Below are 16,675 nucleotides of genomic sequence, written 5' to 3' on the forward strand. Positions count from 1 at the left end.
GCTTACTAGAACAAGCGGATAAAGAGTACAGATGCGAATCGAGCGAGAGGATCACACGCCCCAGTCAGAGGCGGCTGTACTGTTACCGATGAGTCTGGTGGTGATGACCTACAACGAAGCGGCTAATATTGCTCGCTGCCTGGACAGCGTGCCGTTTGTCTCTGAGAAACTTGTAGTGGATTGCGGCAGCGCGGATGACACCGTGGCGATCGCACGCGCTCATGGCGCCCGCGTCATCGAGCAACCGTGGCTGGGGTTCGGGCCGCAGCGCAACTTTGCTTCTGGGCAAGCGGCGTACGATTGGATCCTGGTACTTGATGCTGACGAATTCCTTTCGGACACATTGCGAGCCGAATGTTTACGACGCTTGCCGGCGCTACTGGCGGAAGACCGGCTGGCCGCCATTTGGCTGCGCCGCAGTACCTGGTACATGGGAGCGCCGATGCGTTGGTACCGGCCGATGGTGGGTGAGCGCCTCGCCCGGCTCTATCATCGTGACCGTGCCCGTTGGAGTGAAGTGCGTGTCCATGAATCGCTGCGCTTCGATGCTCCCAGTGCCGAGTTCATGGCCCCGTTCAATCATCTGCACAATCCGACGCTGGTGCACAAATACTTGAAGGTGTTGCGCTATGCCGAGTTAAAAGCATTGGATTGGCATAGCAAGGCGCAGGCTGCGCGCATGTGGCAGGCTCCATTGGTCTTTGTGGCTGCTTTCTTAAAGGATTATGTGCTCCGCTTGGCGATGCTCGATGGCTGGCGTGGTTTCGTGGTGGCGCAGACGGCTGCCAGTTATGCCCTCTACAAGCGGATGCGTTACTACGAGATGTTGCGCAATCCTGACTCGATTCAACAAGCACACGCACACTTGTGTAAGCATCGTCTGGAGCATGAATGAGCAAGAAGCATTATCTGTTGTACGGATCGGAACGCTATGCACTGGCGATCCTGCGTCCACTGCAGGCAGCGATTCGTGCACGTGGCGACGAAGTAGCATGGTTTTTTGATGGTCCAGGTGCGGCGGACCTTACGGCTGACGAGCCGCTGCTCAGTGTGGCGCAGGTGCGTGCCTGGAAGCCATATGCAGTGATCACGAGTAGTAACGCGGTGCCGCACTTTTTCCCAGGGGTGAAGGTCGAGGTTTTTCATGGCTTTAATGCGGGCAAGCCGCGCCATGTCTATAGCCGTGGTTTCTTTGACCTGTATTGCACCACTGGCCTGCGTGACACCGCTGCATTCGGTGAGCTGGCCCGTACACTCGGCCACTTTACAGTGAAAGAGACCGGCTGGCCGAAGCTCGATCCGTTTATGGCCAGGATGGGTGAAACACTGCCTTCAGTACGCCAGCCGCCGGTGATTCTCTACCATTCCACGTTTTCGCCGTCGTGGAGTGCGGCTGGCCTCCTTTACGATGAGGTCAAGCGTCTGTCGTTGCGTGGTCAGTGGCGCTGGATTGTGACTTTCCATCCGAAGATGAGCCCAGATGTCGTTGCGCGCTATCGTGCTTTGGAGAGTGATTATCTGCATTTTGCCGATAACGATAATATTCTTGAGCTGTTTCCGCATGTCGACATGATGTGTTCGGATACTTCTTCGGCGCTTAACGAATTCCTGTTGACCTACAAGCCAGTGGTGACTTTCAAAAACAGAAATCCTGGGCCGCAACTGATCGATATTGATGACCCGACTCAGTTCGAGCCGGCAATCCGGCGTGCGTTATCCCGACCACCGGACGTGATGGCTGCGATCCGCACGTATGCAGATGCGATCCATCCATACCGAGATGGTCGTTCTAGTGAGCGTGTGCTTGAGGCAATCGAGGTGTTCGTTGCTGAGGGAGGGCGTAATCGTCGCCCGAAGCCGTTGAATCTCTGGCGTAAGTTCAAACTGCGTAAACGCATTGGCTATTGGGGGCCTGCTTGGCTGTGAATGATGGCGCGCTGCAACGCTGTAAGAGGCGTTTCTCATACCTGTTCCGGGTGTGTGCAGCGGTACTCTGTGATGCGTTTGTGTCCGTATGGCCAGTCATGCAACCTGCCTCGCTTTACGGTGCGGTCAATGCGCAGCCACAGTGGCTTGTACTTTGGCAGAGAGCGGCGGCGTCTGAGGGTGTGTTGTGGTGCATCGTGCCGGTTGTGTCCAGTCCTAGTGTTGTGGTGTTGCATCGTTGCTGCAGCGGTGAGCGTGACACCATAGTGCTTTCATCTTGTTTCTTGTGTTGCTAGGCCGGTTGCCATCGATGGATTTGCGAGCCGCTGTGGAGCACTGTCCGGTGGCCGTGCAGCGTATGCTGCAGAGGTTTGATGTGGGACTGGATGTGTCGCATCGCCAGCGTTCACTGGGTCAGCAACTCCAGTGTCCGGTGATCAGGATGTGGTCACGGTACTGCGTCCAGTGACTGAGGCGGGTGTCTTCCGTGTGTTGGCAGCATATTGCAGGTTTGTTTGCAGGGTGATTGTCAGCGCTGCTGGGTGTCGTGTCCGGATTTTTTTGTGAAAGTGTCTGTGGCCGCACCGGAAGAGGGCACCTGCTCTCATGTCTGCTTGAGAGATAGCGTCTGTGTGCTCCACATGGCCGTGTATGTGGTTCAGTGAATTTTGCTTGACAGCCAGCAGGCGTCACGCTTGCCCCCTAAATGTGAAGCCGTGGTACGGCGGCTAAGGTGTCCTGTAGATGTGGCGTTTTTCCAAGAGGCGTCACTGTCTGGTTCAGGGATAACAGGCGCGTTTCCGTTTCCGGTGTGCTCATTGCGGTTGCGGGGTGTTGGAGATTGTCGGTTATAGGTGGCCGGTTTTTGCGATGGGTTTTACAGCATCACAGTCCACGCTATCCAACCGGTCTTTACGTGTCTGTGATGTCATGATCAACGCATCTACGTCCAGATCGTGGCCGGCGCGGCTCGCTTTGGTACGCAGGTAACGTTCGTTCTGTTTGGTGATCTGTCCTGTCACCGGGATGCGTTCCTCAATGGTGATTCCTGCCGCGCGCAGGCGCTCTGCTTTGGTGGGATTATTGGATAGCAGTTGCACTCGGGTGATGCCTAGTGCGCGCAGCATCATTGCTGCGCCAGTGTAGCGGCGCTCGTCCGGACCGAATCCGAGCTGTGCATCGGCGTCGATTGTGTCTAGTCCTGCGTGTTGGTAGTTGTAGGCGCGTATTTTTGCGGCGATGCCGTTACCGCGTCCTTCTTGGTCCAAGTACAACAGCACACCGCCACCCAGCGCTTTGAGCTTGGCCAGACTGTGGCGCAATTGGTCGCCGCAGTCACATTTGAGCGAGCCAAAGAGGTCGCCGGTCAGACACGACGAATGCACTCGCACGGGGACTGCATTGCTCAAGTCGGGGTGACCGATCAGGATCGCGACTTGGTCCCGTTGAGCCATGCCGCCACGGAACACAACGAACTCGCTCATGCCCAGATCACGTAGTGGCACCGGGGTACGTGTGACCAGTTCGTACGGTGTTTTGGAGGCGCACGTGGTAGCCGTGCTGAGGTCAGCCAAGTCCAGCGTTTGGCAATCTTTAAAGGCATGTGCGGTGCTGGGGGTGCACTCGGCGGCAACGACTGCTGGCAGTAGTAGGGCAAGTCGAGTGATCTCGGTGGCTGCTGCGTCTAACCTATCTCCGGGCGACCATACTGCTGGCAGCGTGGTCTCGCACAGGTAGGCGAGTTTGGCCAGGCTGTCGTAGGACAGAGCAGCCAGTGGGATGCGCGCACCGTGGGGAGCGTCTAGGCCGAGCACGCTGGCACGTATTGGAGTCAGGAATAGGTAGTGCGTGTTGCCCACAGCGTTGGCAAATACCGCAAAGCTGTGAGCGGTCATGCTATCCAGGGCCATGACTACATGCTGGCGCTCGTGAGCATCGTTCAACAACACCGGCCGGCCGGCACGCAGTTCGGTAGCGGCGCGTTCGCAACGGATCGTTGCCGGGGAGCCGAACGGATGTGGATGTGGGAACGTGGGATTGTTCATGAGTGGATCCAGATGGCACACGTCTTTCGAACGACATATATGGATGTTGGGCCGGGTGTCATAGTGATCATCTTTTGATTGTGGATGCGAGTCAGTTCAATGTTGGAAAAACGGATGCGTCATCCCGGCAAGGTGCATACAGGTGCCGCATCTTGCTGTACTGGATAGAGGGGACTGACCCATTGAGTTGGTGCGTTTCACTTTGCTGCGCCATCGTATTGATGAATGCTGCAGCAAAGATGTCGATGGCTTTCATGTGCCGTCATCATACATTGGTGAGATGGTGAGATGGTGAGATGGTGAGATGGTGAGATGGTGAGATGGTGAGATGGTGAGATGGTGAGATGGTGAGATGGTGAGATGGTGAGATGGTGAGATGGTGTGTGGTTGGGTATGGGGTAGCGGGTTCAGGGTGCAAACCCGTCATGAAGCGAGACAGATGCAAGTTGGTGCGTTTGGAGCGTTTTGGCCGTATACCTGATGAGTGAGTCGTACCTGACGATGTGCATAGCAACGTTGACCGCTTCAGTATGTGGCGGCAGGTGGAGTCATCTCTATTCGCATATAAAAAAATGCATTGGGAAGCGAAGTCGTTTTTACCTAAGGAACATGACTCATGAAGCAGTCGCGATTTTCAGGAAGTTGGATCATGCAACCTCTCGTAGGAATAGAGACCGGCTTGGGTGTGGTGGAAGTGTTCCCTGACGTGCGCATCACGATTCAGATTTAGGCGCATGGACACAGTGTTGCTTGCGCTGCTGCAAGAAACTCCAAAAGGAGGACTGTTGTCTTGGCAGGTGGGAATGGCAAGATCGCTGCGCAGTAGCTGCCGCTGCAGGATGACCACTGCAATTGGGATTTAGGTGTGTGTCCCTGTGCGTGTGCCAGGTGAAACGTGATAACTGGAAACACAAGTCGGGGTGCGTTGTTCCTCTGAAAACAGGTGGCACGTTTGAATCCGTCTCCTCTGGAAAACTGCAGCGCGCCGCCTGCATGACATGCCTGCATCGGGTTGGCAGCGATGCATCGTGATGACATGTCCCCTTTGGATGCATTTGGAAGACGTCAAATGGTACGCCCCGTGTTGGTTTGGGTGGATAACCATCTATTGGTTTGGGTGGATAACCATCTACATGACGACATGGCATTGAGTGGTGTGACTCCAAAACAGTGGTTGTGCGTAGCAAGGCCGTTCTGATTTTCCAAAACGATTGCGTCGTTCCGTTCAAACAAACGTCCACTCAAGGCAGCAATGCTGGATGACTGCAAGGTGTCATCACCGGGATCATGGCCGGTACGCGCCGGACACAGCGTGGTGGATATGTTTGCCTCTCGATTGGGGATGCAAGTTGCGTTTATCCAGCGATCCCAAATGCCTCCATTGGTGCAGAACGTTCAGCACGTTACGCACAAGGCCATGAAGGTAACCTGTGTGGGTTGGGCCGTGTTTACATTTTCATTCATGCTTTCGACATACAGGTATACGAGGCGGATAGACGATGACGGCTGGTGCGCTTGTCCTCGTGTGTGGAGATGCGGCGAATAATCTTAGTATCCATCGACTGTCGTGGTGTTTCCAGGTGCGATGTGGGCGTGGCGCAATGACAGCCTTGATACCGTCAGATTGAACCGGCTCATGCATAGGTGTCCGCATCATTCTTTTTGTCGACGTTGACAATAAGCCCTTTAGTAAGCAGTTAATACGATGCTGTACCTGCCAGATATTCCTGGCGGGTCCTGCGGTCACAATGAATCATGCTGGCTTGCTCGAAGCGTCCGCGGCCAGAAGCCGCTTGGGATTCAAGCGGCCTTGGGAACGGATGCGTGCCTGCGTCCGGTTGTTTTTGAAATCCTGCTGGCCTGTTGCGGTGTACCAATATTCTTGGAGTTGATCAGGATGTGTTGGAGTTCTGCTCGTGTCAGTGCGGGGCGTGCTCAGACACTGTTGCGCTGCCATATTGAATGTGGGTGATGTGTCAGAGGATGTGGAACAGGGATGCGGATTACATCATGCTTTTTCTATCGGTTGGCATTGATAGCATAGGTGCTTGATATGTTTGTGTTGCTGTTGAGATGAAAGCATGCATTGCGATCCTGGTTTGCGTTAAAGCGGATGCCAAGCTCAGGAACTCAAGCCTTTTTATGGTGTTGCGTCGACATGGCGAATCATGATGTTGTGGATCTCCTGGAACGAGGTGCCAGTGTTGTTGGGTGTCTGACTGGCATGTTTGATCTTTAGTATTGCGTTGCCGATCCGAGTGAATATGTTGGCTGCTGGGCTCTGCTATATACCGGCGGTGATGGCCGTCCGGCGACTACATGCCCATGTGGCAATGGTTTGGATGGAGTGATGTATCCCGATGCTGCAGCCATTGTTTAACGATGCAGTGTTGCAGGCTGTGTACCCGCGTGGTGTGACACCGACTTGCTGCATCACCAAGGTCAGATATAGGGTGGCGGGCCCAGGATCTGGAGCAGATCCATCCGCGGGTGATCTGTCACACCGGCACCTGACACGTGTCGCCCGTCCTCCCGTCCCTTCCGCGTTGCTGTACAGTGAGGTGCGAGTACTGGATTGCGGCCGCTGTCTAGATCATTGTGGACGACGGGTGCGTGGGCTATTTCAGCCATTGCATGGTGAGTGGCCTTTCTCAATTCTTCGGAGATACTGCATGAACTTACGTATCTTGGGTCTCCTTTCCACTGTGTTGTGCGTGGCTTGCCAGCGTGTGCCTGAACCGCCGGCTGCGTCCACTGCACAGCAGGTGTCCAGCCCAGCGAAGGTCGGTGCTGCCACGCAACAGCGCACGGTTGAGCGTCCGGTATTGCACGCCAAGACGTTAGGTGGCGAAGAATACGACCTGGCTGCACATCGCGGTAAGTGGGTCTTGGTGAATTTCTGGGCTACCTGGTGCGCCCCGTGTTTGAAGGAAATGCCAGAGTTGTCCGCGTTACACCGGCGGCGAAACGACGTTGAGGTGATTGGGCTGGCCTACGATGACAGTAAGCCGGAGGAGATTCAGGCGTTCTTGCGATCGCATTCTGTCGATTATCCGATCATTATCGTTGACGTCTTCGACCCGCCTAAAGACTTCGCTGTGCCGCGCGGTTTGCCAATGAGTTACTTGATCGCGCCGGATGGTACTGTCGCCAAGCAATTCCTCGGTTCGATTACCGCCCGTGATGTTGAAGGGCTGATCGGACCAGCGGGTAAAGCCGGTTGAGGGCTGCAGTATGCTTCTGGTGGCTCGGTGTGGTGTAGTGCCTGTGTTCCTTCGCCTTTACCCTTGCATGCTGCCGTGGAGCAATGGATGGTATGGGGTTGAGCCAGTTTGCAGGGCCCTTCGGGCCTTTGCATCCTGTCTGAAAATAGCCTTGGTGATCCTAATCCAATGCCCGCTCTGGTGCGTATGGAAGACAGCATGATTGAGTGAGTGGTTGATAAATCGAAATTTACATCTTTTAAAATTGCCCGCCCCTGGCCGATGACTCGGCATAGCATCGTGTTCGAGTAGTGACTAAGGGGAACTGTCATGACTGATTTCAATGCTCGGGAACGTTCGTCTTTGACGTTGTCCCGCCGTTCCAAGCGCGAGTGGTATGGCCTGATTTTTGGCTGGCTGCTGTTGGTGGTTGCTGGTTGTTGCTCGCTGTGGCACATGGCGCGCGAGCATGGGGTGTTGTTGCATGGCGATGGCCTGCTATGGGCGAGTATCGGGATCGCTAGCTTAAGTGTGCTCGGTGCCGTGATGTGGTATTGCCGACGCCGACTCGTACAGGCGCTGTTCGTGCCGCGTTTACCACCGGATTGGATCAGTGCCACCTTATGCATTCAAACCGCACTCCCGTATTTACCCGTGTCGCCGCACACCGTCTTGCCTTGCCACGATGCCTCTTGGCAGCGTTTCTGTAGTGGTTTGTTGATTGCAGAAGATTTGGATCCTAGTGCTGCGCAACGCCCTCCTTGGGAGACATTGGATGCCCAGGCATGTATCGACCGACTGGAACAGCTACGTGAATCCTGGCAGCAAGCCAGCCAGCGCCGGATGCAACAACAGCAGCGGCGTTACTGGTTAGAAATGGTGTTGGCATTACTTGACCATGGTGTGTGTCGTCCGCTGCACGATGGCAGCCTGCCGGATACTCTTGCGTTGCGCACCGAGTGCCTATTACTGAGTGTCGATCAGGGGCCATTGGTGTTGAACGATGTGCCGGGCGTGTTCGCACGTCGATTATGGCTGGCATTGCATGCATTGCCGGAAGCGCAGCGCGCGAAGGCACACGTGCAGTGGCTTTTGCTGCACGTGCTGTATGCCTTGGGGACTGAGGTGAAAGCACTGGACGCGCTTGCTCAGATGGTGCTGGTACTGGCGTGGAATCCGGAAATGGATCTGGATCAGGTCGAGGTTGCGTATGCCCAGGCGGCTGAGTATCGGAAACGCATGTGTGCTTGGCTGGTGCGTGCCGCACAGGTGATCGTGTCAGAGAGTCCCCAGATGCGGCTTGACAAATACTTACTGTTGTTATGCCCTTTGTTGGGCAGCCTGGGGGGCGATGATATCGGTTATGTTGAGGCATTACGGCCCCTGCATACGGGCTTTACCCAACTTTATGGCGCACGGTTGAGAATCCTGGTGGTACTTGCCAACGAGGTTGAGCAGCAGTCCGGGTTGCGCCCGCTCTCGGTACCATCCAGCATGGCGCAACGCTTGCCCCAAGATTCATCTCTATTAGGCCGGTAGCGCTTGCAACATGCATATCGTGTTTGGGTGTGGCAGCAAGTGCAGCGGAGCGGATGCGTGTGAGAGAGATGTTTGTTTCGCGATCCTGTGGAGACAGCCAAGCGTTGGTCGCTGAAATCCAAGGTGTTTACGGTGTACGCATGGTGACCAGCATGTGTCGGTTCCCTTGACAATGGGAAGGTGCGATGAACGTTGCTTCAGTCGCTCAATGGGATGCAGATGCCTTGCTGAAGTCTGTCTTTAAATCTTACGAAAAAACATTAAATATCAAATATTTATGTGCAATTAGTTTCTGCAAGTCTCATCATCGAAATATCGCTAACTAATTGATTATATTTTGGTTTATAAAGTGCCTGTGGAAACGATTTTTCGGGGTTTCCTCATGTGCCGGTCAGGGCACTGCTCCGGCGCCGTACGGGTTGAACGGCCATCATGGGCCCACGTCACTCCTGGAATGGGAAGCTTGGAATGTCGCAACTAGTCTCTAAAGCTTAAGAGTCGTCACCTGTATATATACAGGTGACGACTCTGATTGGTATTTCTTGCTGCTGATAGGGGGCCCTGTGCAAATGCATCAAGGATGTACCGGTGTTGTTTGCTTACCACGTCGGCGCGATCCTTCACGATATTGCGCATGGCCTTTTTAACAATGCCATCCATGACGTCCACATCAGCGGGGGTCAGGGCGATGCCGTCTGCGTCCTGTTGATAGGCCGTGGCCGTCTGGGGGTCCAGGCGGCGGATCCATACGCCTGCGGAACGCCGCTGATGACCTGGGGAGCACTGGTTGCGCTGGCGTTGTTGGCGGTAGCGCTCGGCCATCTGGTCACCGTTGGCGTAGCCGGACAGAACACGGATAAGGCGTTTACCATGATCTGTTCCGGTGAAGGTATTCAGATGGTTGCCAAAGGTGTAGATGCTGCCGGGATTGGGCAGCGGACCGGGGGCGGTCGGGTAGGCGCTGGAACGCCCGGCGACGTTCCAGTTGACGTTGGACAGCAGGTGCGAGCCCAGGCCGGATACCAGGCCAATGCGGGCGTTGCTGTTGCTGGCAGTGGTGTAGGCCGTACACGTGGGATGGACTCCTCAACAAAGGCAAAGCGGGCGTCGGAGCGGTCCAAAGCACGTGCATGCGGGTCAAAGTGCACTGAAAACGGGTTGTGAATCCGCTCAATGCGGATGTCCTGGTCGAAGGAGTCATCATCGGTGTAGGCCGTCCTGACACGCCACGCCCCGAACCCGCCACTCACGGCATATAAGCCGCCCCAATCGTAGGCTTCGTCGGCCCGCGATTGCGTTTCAATATTGCGTATCAGTCCCTGCCGCAGTTCGGCCAATGCGGCATCGCCATCTTCGGTGGCCCGAATCTTAATGGAGGGTGTGTTCATCCGCAGGTCGTTGACGACCTTCTTCACCATCTGGCGCAGTTTGTTAAATTCGTATTTCGGGCGCTTGTCGCGATTCGCCAGGGAGCTATCGTCCCACTGGCTGCCCGGAACCCAGATGAATTTGAGATCATCTAGGGCGCGCGTCCGCAGCGCCGCTTCGGCGGACTGGCAATCGGCAAACCGCTCGCGCATCCGCCGGTATTTATCTTCGTCTTGCTTCATCGCCATTGGCTTTTGTACTGAATCCTTTTAACAGGCACACCCGCGCGGGTACGCTGCTTTTCGTAATCGATCGCTATCAGCCCGAAGGCATCAGCCGCATGGCTGGACCAATCGTGGTGCGGTCCTAGGCCAATGTTGCGGTTTGCGTCGCGCTTTTCATGGTAAAAGTTCAAGGCATGCCTTCCGGCTTGGGTCGCGGTTTCGTTGAAGCGGACACTTGGAAACATGCGCCGTGTGGCTTCAATCCGTGCTGCCGCCGCGCCAGGGCCCATGTTAGGAATGACCGCGACTTCAAAACCGGCTTGTTTTAAGGCGCTTGCGTAACTGACAGCAAATACTCTGTCGTGCGTGGCTCCGTCGTGGGGCAGGATGCAGTGTGGGGTGCCGATGCGGCGCAGCCAGTTCACATGCGTGGCCAGCGGCTGTCCGATGGCTTCGTAGTAGTCCAATACACGTACTTCGGTACCAATCAATTGGGCGATCCAGATGGCGCAGGCGTCAGCCTTGGCCCCGGTGCCGCCAATGTCCCAATACGCTCTTAGGGTCATCAAGGGGTCGGTGGCAACAAAGCCAATGCGCCCTTGGTCTTTGGCTTCGATCAAGGCGCGTGAGTAGTACGCGCCTGTGATTGAGGTTCTAAACGCGCCTTCCCAAATGTGCGCGTAGCTGTCAGGCCGTTTGTTGAGGTCCTCCAGTCGTTTACGGTTGAGTGCGTCCGGAAAAAACGGGTTGTCGCGCCAATTGAGCGCCACGCATTTGCAGCGCTCTGGGGGGTGTTCGCGAAATCGCAGATGGGTCGCGCTGATGGCGTGTTCCGGGTTCCAGGTCACCCAGATTTCCGCATGTTCCTCACGCACGGTCGGAATGGCTTTTTCCCAGGCGGCCTCGGACACGCTCTCGGCTTCATCCACCCACAGCAGCAGAATGCGTGCCTTGGATTTGATGCTGTCCAAGTTGCGGCGTAGACCGATGAAAGCAAACCCCACACGCCGATCTGTGGTGCGGATGTAGTTTTCGCCTACCTCAAATGCCGCTGTGAGCCACGGCTCAGCCTGAATGGCCGCTTTCACTTCGGCCATAGAAGAGTCCGCCAGCGAATTCATGAATTCACGTCCGCATACGTTTTAGGGTTGGTTGCTTTGTTCCATACCTGGAACTGCTCCGCCGCGCCTGTGACATCTCCCGCATTGAGCTTGCGCAGCAACGTTGAGATCCCCAAATTCCCCAAGCCGATGTTGTAAGCCAGCGAGACCAGCGCATCGAATTGATATTGGGTGACAGGCACGCGCAGCCTCCGACGCACCCCCGGCACGAATTCCTTAGACATCCGGGTGTGAAAGCGCGTTTCGGCTTCCTCTAGGGTGATCCTCAAACCAGGCACCACGCTAGGCCCGGTATCACCATAGCCAATGGTCCACTTGCCACCCGGGCATTTGTACGAGGTCAGCTTGCACCCCTCAAAATATTTGATGAGGGCGATGCCTTCGGTTCCTAGGTTCATAGCCGTTCTCCGCAACGCAAAAAACCGCCCGGAGGCGGTCTGTGCTCAATAAAAAAAGCCCTGCGGGTGCACAGGGCTTGGAGGGAAATCGCGCGATGGCGGCAAAAACAAATGTGCGGGATCACCACTCAGGCGCGTAGATTAGGGGGGGAAGTGCGGACCCATCAAGTCCGAATTACACCACCTCCCAAGCCCTCCTGACATAGAGACGTACGGACGCAAATACCGCTGTGCTCATCGAGATTCCTTTCGTCAGATGTGGATTTCATGCTGAATCGCCTGTTCTACAAATTGGTTCAAACTGATTCCCTGTGCTGCTGCGGCTTCAGAAGCCAAAGCATGGAGTTCAGGAGAGATCCTTGCATTGAACTTCCCTGAGTAGGATTTGCGTGGTTCGACGTCATCTTCTTCGCAGGCTTCCAAAAATACCTTCAGAGAAATAGCCCCTTCTCGACGAAGGCCCTTGAGGTCTTTGGCATAGAAATCAGCACCGCCATTGATACCGACAAACTCACCGCGAAACATGTCGATATCCGGATCATAGGTAATGATGGCTTTGAAGCCTTCAATGGTCATGATGTTTTTCATGGTGTCACTCCGTTCGATTTCAACCAAGCTCGGATCGATTCAACAGCGCCCTTGTCAGTGTTAGGCGAAGGGTGGGGCCGGTGGAATACACGGCGTTCACCGAACAGCCGCACCAGCACACGAGACCCTTCACGTTCTTCTACTGTCGCTCCAAGCTCCAAGAAGAGTGCTTCAATATCGCGCCATTGGATGTTGGCGGAAACAGGGCGCGTGTCTATGGTGCTGAGGGTCTTAGCGTGCTTACGCTTCATGGATGAGATGGTACTAAAAAATGGTACCTAGCACGAGAGTTCACTGGGAATAACAGTGCAAGCATTCAAGTGACGCATTGTCCATCGTGTCGGCCAGCGCACTACACCGCATCTCTCCGCAATGCCTCGTGCAGCTCCAAAGCGGCCTGTCGTTCCGCGTGGTGCATTCGCTCCAGCAGCCATTCATACACACCGCACCACGCCCTGTGGTAATTGGATCCATCACGGCCAATAGCTTCTGCACGTCTGCGGTCGCTCATCGCAACCACGCCGCTACCGTTACAGACATCACACACCTTGAGCAGTGCGCCCACACGCCGTTCCCCCCGGCCATAGCAAGAGGGGCACAAAGAAGGCTGCGCCATCTCCGAGATGACCGCCGCGACCAGGGCGGGCAGCATGTCCAACGTCGTTTGTGGCCAGAGGCTGTCTTTGACCTGCTCCAGCCGTAACGCGGCACGGTCACGTTCGGCACGTTGCGCACTGGTCACCGGACCGCTCCAGCCCAAGCACGCCTTGGCAATGCCTAGATCGGTGCGTGCTTCGGCCAAGCGTTGCTGCTGGCGCTGGATCTCTCGCACCACCAGGGCCACGTCCGTATCGCGTAAGTGGCTGCGCCGCAACGCCGCGCCATCTGGCCACCAGCACGCTTCCAGCACATCACGCCCTAAACCGGCAGGCACTAACGCCAGTCCATGCGCAATGTCCTGTGCGGTGAGATCGGGCGTGCCGCCGTGGGGCACGCCGTACCGGACCGTGCCCGGGGTAAGACGGGCCAGTAATTCACCAGGGTTGCTCATTGCAGAATTCCTGTTGTTTACAGTCGGACACGGTGACCTCGATCAAACTTCCCTGCCTGCGGATTTGGTTGGTCACCGTAAAAGCGCTCGTGCGGCGGCTTTGAGGCGTCTCGCCCATTCAATAATCAATGCGGACCTGTCCACTATTGAGGGGCGGGTGCTGGCGTGGCTGGCCGGTGAGCAAGGCAAACTGCACGCCTTCAGCGCCTTTGACACCTGCCAAGGCGTGGATGGGCTGTGGTATAGCGGCGCGGCCATCACGGAGGCGGCACGGTGCGGCGCGCCCATCGCCCTGCATCGTGATGCCCAGGGGGAGCCGGTCCGACAAGGCCCGGATCTGTACAAGCGGGCCTACGCCCAATCTTTCGGGATCGCCCAAGAGGCTGTGACCAAGCAGCAGCGCCACATCGGCAAAGTGCAAGAACTGGCGCTGGGCTATGGCGGCGGGGTGGGGGCCTTCGCCGCGTTCGCCGCCCTATACCGCATTGACCTAGATGACATGGCCGCACAGGCCCACGCCACGCTGCCGCCGGTGCTGCTCCAGGAGGCCGCTCGCGCCCTGGAATGGACCAGGGACACCCAGCGCCCCACCTTCGAGCTGTCCGAGCGTGCGTGGTTGATGTGCGATGTGTTCAAACGCGCCTGGCGTCAGGCCCACCCAGCGATCGTCACCTTCTGGAGTGATGTGCAGGCCGCCGCTGTACAGGCCATCACCCACCCCGGCACGGTCCGCTCCTGCCGCCGCTTGAAGCTGCACTATGCCAATGCCTGGTTACGTATCCGTCTGCCGTCCGGACGCCTGCTCCATTACCCGGCAGCAAGAGTAGATGCGGACGGGAGGCTGTCCTACATGGGACCCCACCCCACCACCGGCCAATGGACCCGGATCGCCACCTATGGCGGAAAACTGGTCGAGAACATCACCCAAGCCGTGAGCCGTGACGTGCTGGCCGCCTGCATGCCGCGCATTGAGGCCGCCGGGTATCAGATCGTGCTGACGGTGCACGACGAAATCATCACCGAAGCGGCAACCCACAGCGCCTTCAATGCCGGGCACCTGGCGGCGCTGATGACCACCGCGCCCGCCTGGGCCGCTGGGCTGCCGCTGGCCGCTGAAGGCTTTGAAACCGATCGCTATAGGAAGCACTAACCCATGAACGTATTGCATGAACGCAGCATCGAACGCTATTTAGTGGCGCGAGTCAGGGCCAAAGGCGGTGAAATCCGCAAGGTGAAGTGGATCGGTCGTCACGGCGCGCCCGACCGCATCGCCATGCTGCCCGGCAGCACCCTGTGGATCGAACTCAAAGCCCCCGGTGAGCAGTGCAGGCCACTGCAACTACGCGAGCACGAGCGCATGCGCCGTATGGGGCAGCGCGTGGAAGTCGTCGATTCCTTTGAAGGCGTAGATCAGGTGCTGCAATGACTCAGAAAAACGCTTTGGCAATGAGCGTCACGATGCCGGTCACGATAGCGCCGAGCATCCAGCTATGCAGCCGTGTATCACCTTCTGTTTTAGCAAGGCGCGTCTCTAGATGTGAGAAGCGCTGGTCCATTTTCTCGAAGCGCTGGTCCATTTTCTCGAAGCCTTTTTCCATATTGACTTCAAGACGCTCCAATGCCTTGGCGGTTCTGGATTCCGAATCAGCAATGTCTTGCCGATTCCTTTCCACCACCCCGGCTAACGCTTCGGCTTCGGCCTCGGCGTGCGCGGAAGGAAGACCCGCATTTTTAAGCTGGTTTGCGTATTTGAGTGTATCGAACGCCGCTGATGTCACACATGCCCCCGCCTTACCCGGATGTGATGGCGAGTATAGCAGCGCCCCCTCGCGGCAGCATGGAGACGGTGCCGCATGAAATTACACCGCTACCAACACAGGATCGTTGACTTCATTCTGGCCCATCCGCGCTGCAATCTGTTTGTGCCGATGGGCCTGGGCAAGACGGTGTCGACGCTCACCGCCCTAGATGTGCTCATCCTGGCCGAAGCGGTGACCCCCATCTTAGTTGTGGCCCCGCTGCGCGTGGCCGTGGCCGTGGGCAGCGCCGCGGTACGTCGCCGTGCCTTGCAGCAGCAGGCCGATATCTACTGCATTAATTACGACAATCTGAAGTGGATGGTGGAGTTTTTCGGGGAGCGCTGGCCGTTTCGCACCGTGGTTGCCGACGAATGCTCCAAGCTGAAAGGTTTCAGACTGGGGCGCGGGACCCAGCGCGCCCGCGCCCTGGCCAAGCATGTACATACCAAAGTTGAACGCTACATCGGCTTGACCGGCACCCCTGCGCCTAACGGGTTACAGGATCTGTGGGCGCTACTGTGGATGGTGGATCGGGGCGCACGCCTGGAGAGTAGTTTTAGCAAGTTCACGGATAGATGGTTCCGCCCGATCCGCATCGGCAGCGATCCCCACGCCGTGCGCGTGGTGCCCACACCCAACGCCTTTAAAGAGATTCAAGACAAGGTGCGTGATGTGTGTCTGTCGCTGGAGCCCGGCGACTATTTCGACCTGCGCCAGCCAATCGTGAATACCATCCGCGTCACGCTGCCGGAGCATGCCAAGCGCATGTACAAAGCGATGGAGCAAGAAATGTGGCTGGCGCTGGAATGTGGCGCTGAAGTTGAAGCCTTTAACGCGGCCAGCAAAACGATCAAGTGCTTGCAACTGGCCAATGGCGCGGTGTACACCGACGCCACGCGCCGCGCCTGGGCCGATGTCCACGACGCCAAACTGCATGCCCTGGACGCCATTATCGAAGAGGCCGCCGGTATGCCCGTGCTGGTGGCGTATCACTTCAAAAGCGATCTAGCCCGCTTGCAGCGCGCCTTCCCTCAAGGCCGTGCCCTGGACACACACCCTGACACCCTCCGGGAGTGGAACGCCGGAGCCATCCCGGTGTTGTTCACCCATCCGGCCAGCGCCGGTCACGGACTAAACCTTCAGGACGGCGGCAACATTCTGGCCTTCTTCGGTCACTGGTGGGACCTGGAGCAGTACCAGCAGATCATCGAGCGCATCGGCCCCACACGGCAGGCCCAAGCCGGACACAACCGCCCGGTGTTCATTCACCACATCATCGCCGCCGGCACGGTGGATGAGCTCGTCATGGCGCGCCGCGAATCCAAACGCGAAGTCCAAGACCTATTACTTGATGCCGTGAAAAGAAGAGAAACACGCACCTCGCACTCACCTACACCATAAATGGAGCGATCC

General features: G+C 56.9%; 16 protein-coding genes and 1 pseudogene. 7 read left to right on the top strand and 10 right to left on the bottom strand.

Annotated features, from left to right (window positions below):
- Window positions 1-31: 31 nt before the first annotated feature.
- Together PLS229_RS05265 and PLS229_RS05270 are read left to right on the top strand one after the other, a co-directional pair.
- Complete coding sequence (locus PLS229_RS05265; RefSeq protein WP_051482381.1) at window positions 32-895, top strand: glycosyltransferase family 2 protein; 864 nt, start codon at window positions 32-34, stop codon at window positions 893-895.
- The gene (locus PLS229_RS05270; protein WP_038272823.1) at window positions 892-1,926 is read left to right on the top strand and encodes a CDP-glycerol glycerophosphotransferase family protein; all 1,035 of its coding nucleotides are present in this window, start codon (window positions 892-894) and stop codon (window positions 1,924-1,926) included. The genes PLS229_RS05265 and PLS229_RS05270 overlap by 4 nt, the downstream gene beginning before the upstream one ends.
- 848 nt (window positions 1,927-2,774) lie before the next feature.
- Here PLS229_RS05270 and ribA read toward each other — a convergent pair.
- Together ribA and PLS229_RS05280 are read right to left on the bottom strand one after the other, a co-directional pair.
- Window positions 2,775-3,971 (bottom strand): GTP cyclohydrolase II RibA, encoded by a 1,197-nt coding sequence (ribA, locus tag PLS229_RS05275; RefSeq protein ID WP_038272824.1) that lies wholly within the window; start codon window positions 3,969-3,971, stop codon window positions 2,775-2,777.
- Window positions 3,972-4,062: 91 nt separating this feature from the next.
- Complete coding sequence (locus PLS229_RS05280; protein WP_160165225.1) at window positions 4,063-4,227, bottom strand: hypothetical protein; 165 nt, start codon at window positions 4,225-4,227, stop codon at window positions 4,063-4,065.
- 2,416 nt (window positions 4,228-6,643) lie between these two features.
- On the opposite strand from PLS229_RS05280, the gene PLS229_RS05285 reads away from it, so the two are divergent.
- A complete protein-coding gene (locus tag PLS229_RS05285; protein ID WP_038272837.1) occupies window positions 6,644-7,195 on the top strand; it encodes a TlpA family protein disulfide reductase in 552 nt (183 codons plus the stop codon).
- 309 nt (window positions 7,196-7,504) lie between these two features.
- Window positions 7,505-8,713, top strand: coding sequence for a hypothetical protein (locus PLS229_RS05290; RefSeq protein ID WP_038272829.1), 1,209 nt, complete (start codon window positions 7,505-7,507; stop codon window positions 8,711-8,713).
- A 501-nt stretch (window positions 8,714-9,214) separates the two neighbouring features.
- Here the strand turns inward: PLS229_RS05290 and PLS229_RS05295 are convergent.
- The 7 genes and pseudogenes from PLS229_RS05295 to PLS229_RS05325 form a co-directional block, all read right to left on the bottom strand.
- Window positions 9,215-9,535, bottom strand: a complete 321-nt coding sequence (locus PLS229_RS05295) for a hypothetical protein (RefSeq protein ID WP_038272832.1) — start codon at window positions 9,533-9,535, stop codon at window positions 9,215-9,217.
- A 71-nt stretch (window positions 9,536-9,606) separates the two neighbouring features.
- A complete protein-coding gene (locus PLS229_RS05300) occupies window positions 9,607-10,323 on the bottom strand; it encodes a portal protein (RefSeq protein ID WP_160165226.1) in 717 nt (238 codons plus the stop codon).
- Window positions 10,320-11,426 (bottom strand): phage terminase large subunit, encoded by a 1,107-nt coding sequence (locus PLS229_RS05305; protein ID WP_114867106.1) that lies wholly within the window; start codon window positions 11,424-11,426, stop codon window positions 10,320-10,322. The genes PLS229_RS05300 and PLS229_RS05305 overlap by 4 nt, the downstream gene beginning before the upstream one ends.
- A gap of 32 nt (window positions 11,427-11,458) precedes the next feature.
- Window positions 11,459-11,824, bottom strand: a pseudogene (locus tag PLS229_RS05310) (lysozyme); the annotation flags it as partial.
- A gap of 252 nt (window positions 11,825-12,076) precedes the next feature.
- The gene (locus tag PLS229_RS05315; protein WP_038273322.1) at window positions 12,077-12,412 is read right to left on the bottom strand and encodes a type II toxin-antitoxin system HicB family antitoxin; all 336 of its coding nucleotides are present in this window, start codon (window positions 12,410-12,412) and stop codon (window positions 12,077-12,079) included.
- Window positions 12,409-12,663 carry a type II toxin-antitoxin system HicA family toxin gene (locus tag PLS229_RS05320; protein WP_038273324.1) on the bottom strand — a complete coding sequence of 85 codons (255 nt, stop codon included), beginning with the start codon at window positions 12,661-12,663 and terminating at the stop codon, window positions 12,409-12,411. Before PLS229_RS05320 ends, PLS229_RS05315 begins: the two co-directional genes overlap by 4 nt.
- Window positions 12,664-12,764: 101 nt before the next feature.
- Window positions 12,765-13,463: a hypothetical protein gene (locus PLS229_RS05325; RefSeq protein ID WP_114867108.1), complete on the bottom strand. Its 699-nt coding sequence runs from the start codon at window positions 13,461-13,463 to the stop codon at window positions 12,765-12,767.
- Here PLS229_RS05325 and PLS229_RS12255 point away from each other — a divergent pair.
- Together PLS229_RS12255 and PLS229_RS05335 are read left to right on the top strand one after the other, a co-directional pair.
- Window positions 13,420-14,613, top strand: a complete 1,194-nt coding sequence (locus tag PLS229_RS12255) for a DNA polymerase family A protein (protein WP_230428203.1) — start codon at window positions 13,420-13,422, stop codon at window positions 14,611-14,613. The two genes, PLS229_RS05325 and PLS229_RS12255, sit on opposite strands and share 44 nt — an antisense overlap.
- 3 nt (window positions 14,614-14,616) lie before the next feature.
- Window positions 14,617-14,889, top strand: coding sequence for a PDDEXK family nuclease (locus tag PLS229_RS05335; RefSeq protein WP_114867070.1), 273 nt, complete (start codon window positions 14,617-14,619; stop codon window positions 14,887-14,889).
- Window position 14,890: 1 nt separating this feature from the next.
- Here the strand turns inward: PLS229_RS05335 and PLS229_RS05340 are convergent, their stop codons facing one another.
- Window positions 14,891-15,241, bottom strand: a complete 351-nt coding sequence (locus PLS229_RS05340; RefSeq protein ID WP_114867109.1) for a DUF1640 domain-containing protein — start codon at window positions 15,239-15,241, stop codon at window positions 14,891-14,893.
- Window positions 15,242-15,316: 75 nt separating this feature from the next.
- Here PLS229_RS05340 and PLS229_RS05345 point away from each other — a divergent pair, with 75 nt between their 5' ends.
- Window positions 15,317-16,663, top strand: coding sequence for a DEAD/DEAH box helicase (locus tag PLS229_RS05345; protein ID WP_114867110.1), 1,347 nt, complete (start codon window positions 15,317-15,319; stop codon window positions 16,661-16,663).
- The last annotated feature ends 12 nt before the right edge of the window (window positions 16,664-16,675 follow it).

The organism is Xylella taiwanensis (genome assembly GCF_013177435.1).
In the GTDB taxonomy this organism is placed as follows: domain Bacteria; phylum Pseudomonadota; class Gammaproteobacteria; order Xanthomonadales; family Xanthomonadaceae; genus Xylella; species Xylella taiwanensis.

Excerpts from the sequence above, each read along its gene's own strand:
- PLS229_RS05265 (WP_051482381.1), top strand. The coding sequence starts at position 32 with ATGCGAATCGAGCGAGAGGATCACACGCCCCAGTCAGAGGCGGCTGTA.
- PLS229_RS05270 (WP_038272823.1), top strand. The coding sequence starts at position 892 with ATGAGCAAGAAGCATTATCTGTTGTACGGATCGGAACGCTATGCACTG.
- ribA (WP_038272824.1), bottom strand. The coding sequence starts at position 3,971 with ATGAACAATCCCACGTTCCCACATCCACATCCGTTCGGCTCCCCGGCA.
- PLS229_RS05280 (WP_160165225.1), bottom strand. The coding sequence starts at position 4,227 with ATGAAAGCCATCGACATCTTTGCTGCAGCATTCATCAATACGATGGCG.
- PLS229_RS05285 (WP_038272837.1), top strand. The coding sequence starts at position 6,644 with ATGAACTTACGTATCTTGGGTCTCCTTTCCACTGTGTTGTGCGTGGCT.
- PLS229_RS05290 (WP_038272829.1), top strand. The coding sequence starts at position 7,505 with ATGACTGATTTCAATGCTCGGGAACGTTCGTCTTTGACGTTGTCCCGC.
- PLS229_RS05295 (WP_038272832.1), bottom strand. The coding sequence starts at position 9,535 with ATGGCCGAGCGCTACCGCCAACAACGCCAGCGCAACCAGTGCTCCCCA.
- PLS229_RS05300 (WP_160165226.1), bottom strand. The coding sequence starts at position 10,323 with ATGAAGCAAGACGAAGATAAATACCGGCGGATGCGCGAGCGGTTTGCC.
- PLS229_RS05305 (WP_114867106.1), bottom strand. The coding sequence starts at position 11,426 with ATGAATTCGCTGGCGGACTCTTCTATGGCCGAAGTGAAAGCGGCCATT.
- PLS229_RS05315 (WP_038273322.1), bottom strand. The coding sequence starts at position 12,412 with ATGAAAAACATCATGACCATTGAAGGCTTCAAAGCCATCATTACCTAT.
- PLS229_RS05320 (WP_038273324.1), bottom strand. The coding sequence starts at position 12,663 with ATGAAGCGTAAGCACGCTAAGACCCTCAGCACCATAGACACGCGCCCT.
- PLS229_RS05325 (WP_114867108.1), bottom strand. The coding sequence starts at position 13,463 with ATGAGCAACCCTGGTGAATTACTGGCCCGTCTTACCCCGGGCACGGTC.
- PLS229_RS05335 (WP_114867070.1), top strand. The coding sequence starts at position 14,617 with ATGAACGTATTGCATGAACGCAGCATCGAACGCTATTTAGTGGCGCGA.
- PLS229_RS05345 (WP_114867110.1), top strand. The coding sequence starts at position 15,317 with ATGAAATTACACCGCTACCAACACAGGATCGTTGACTTCATTCTGGCC.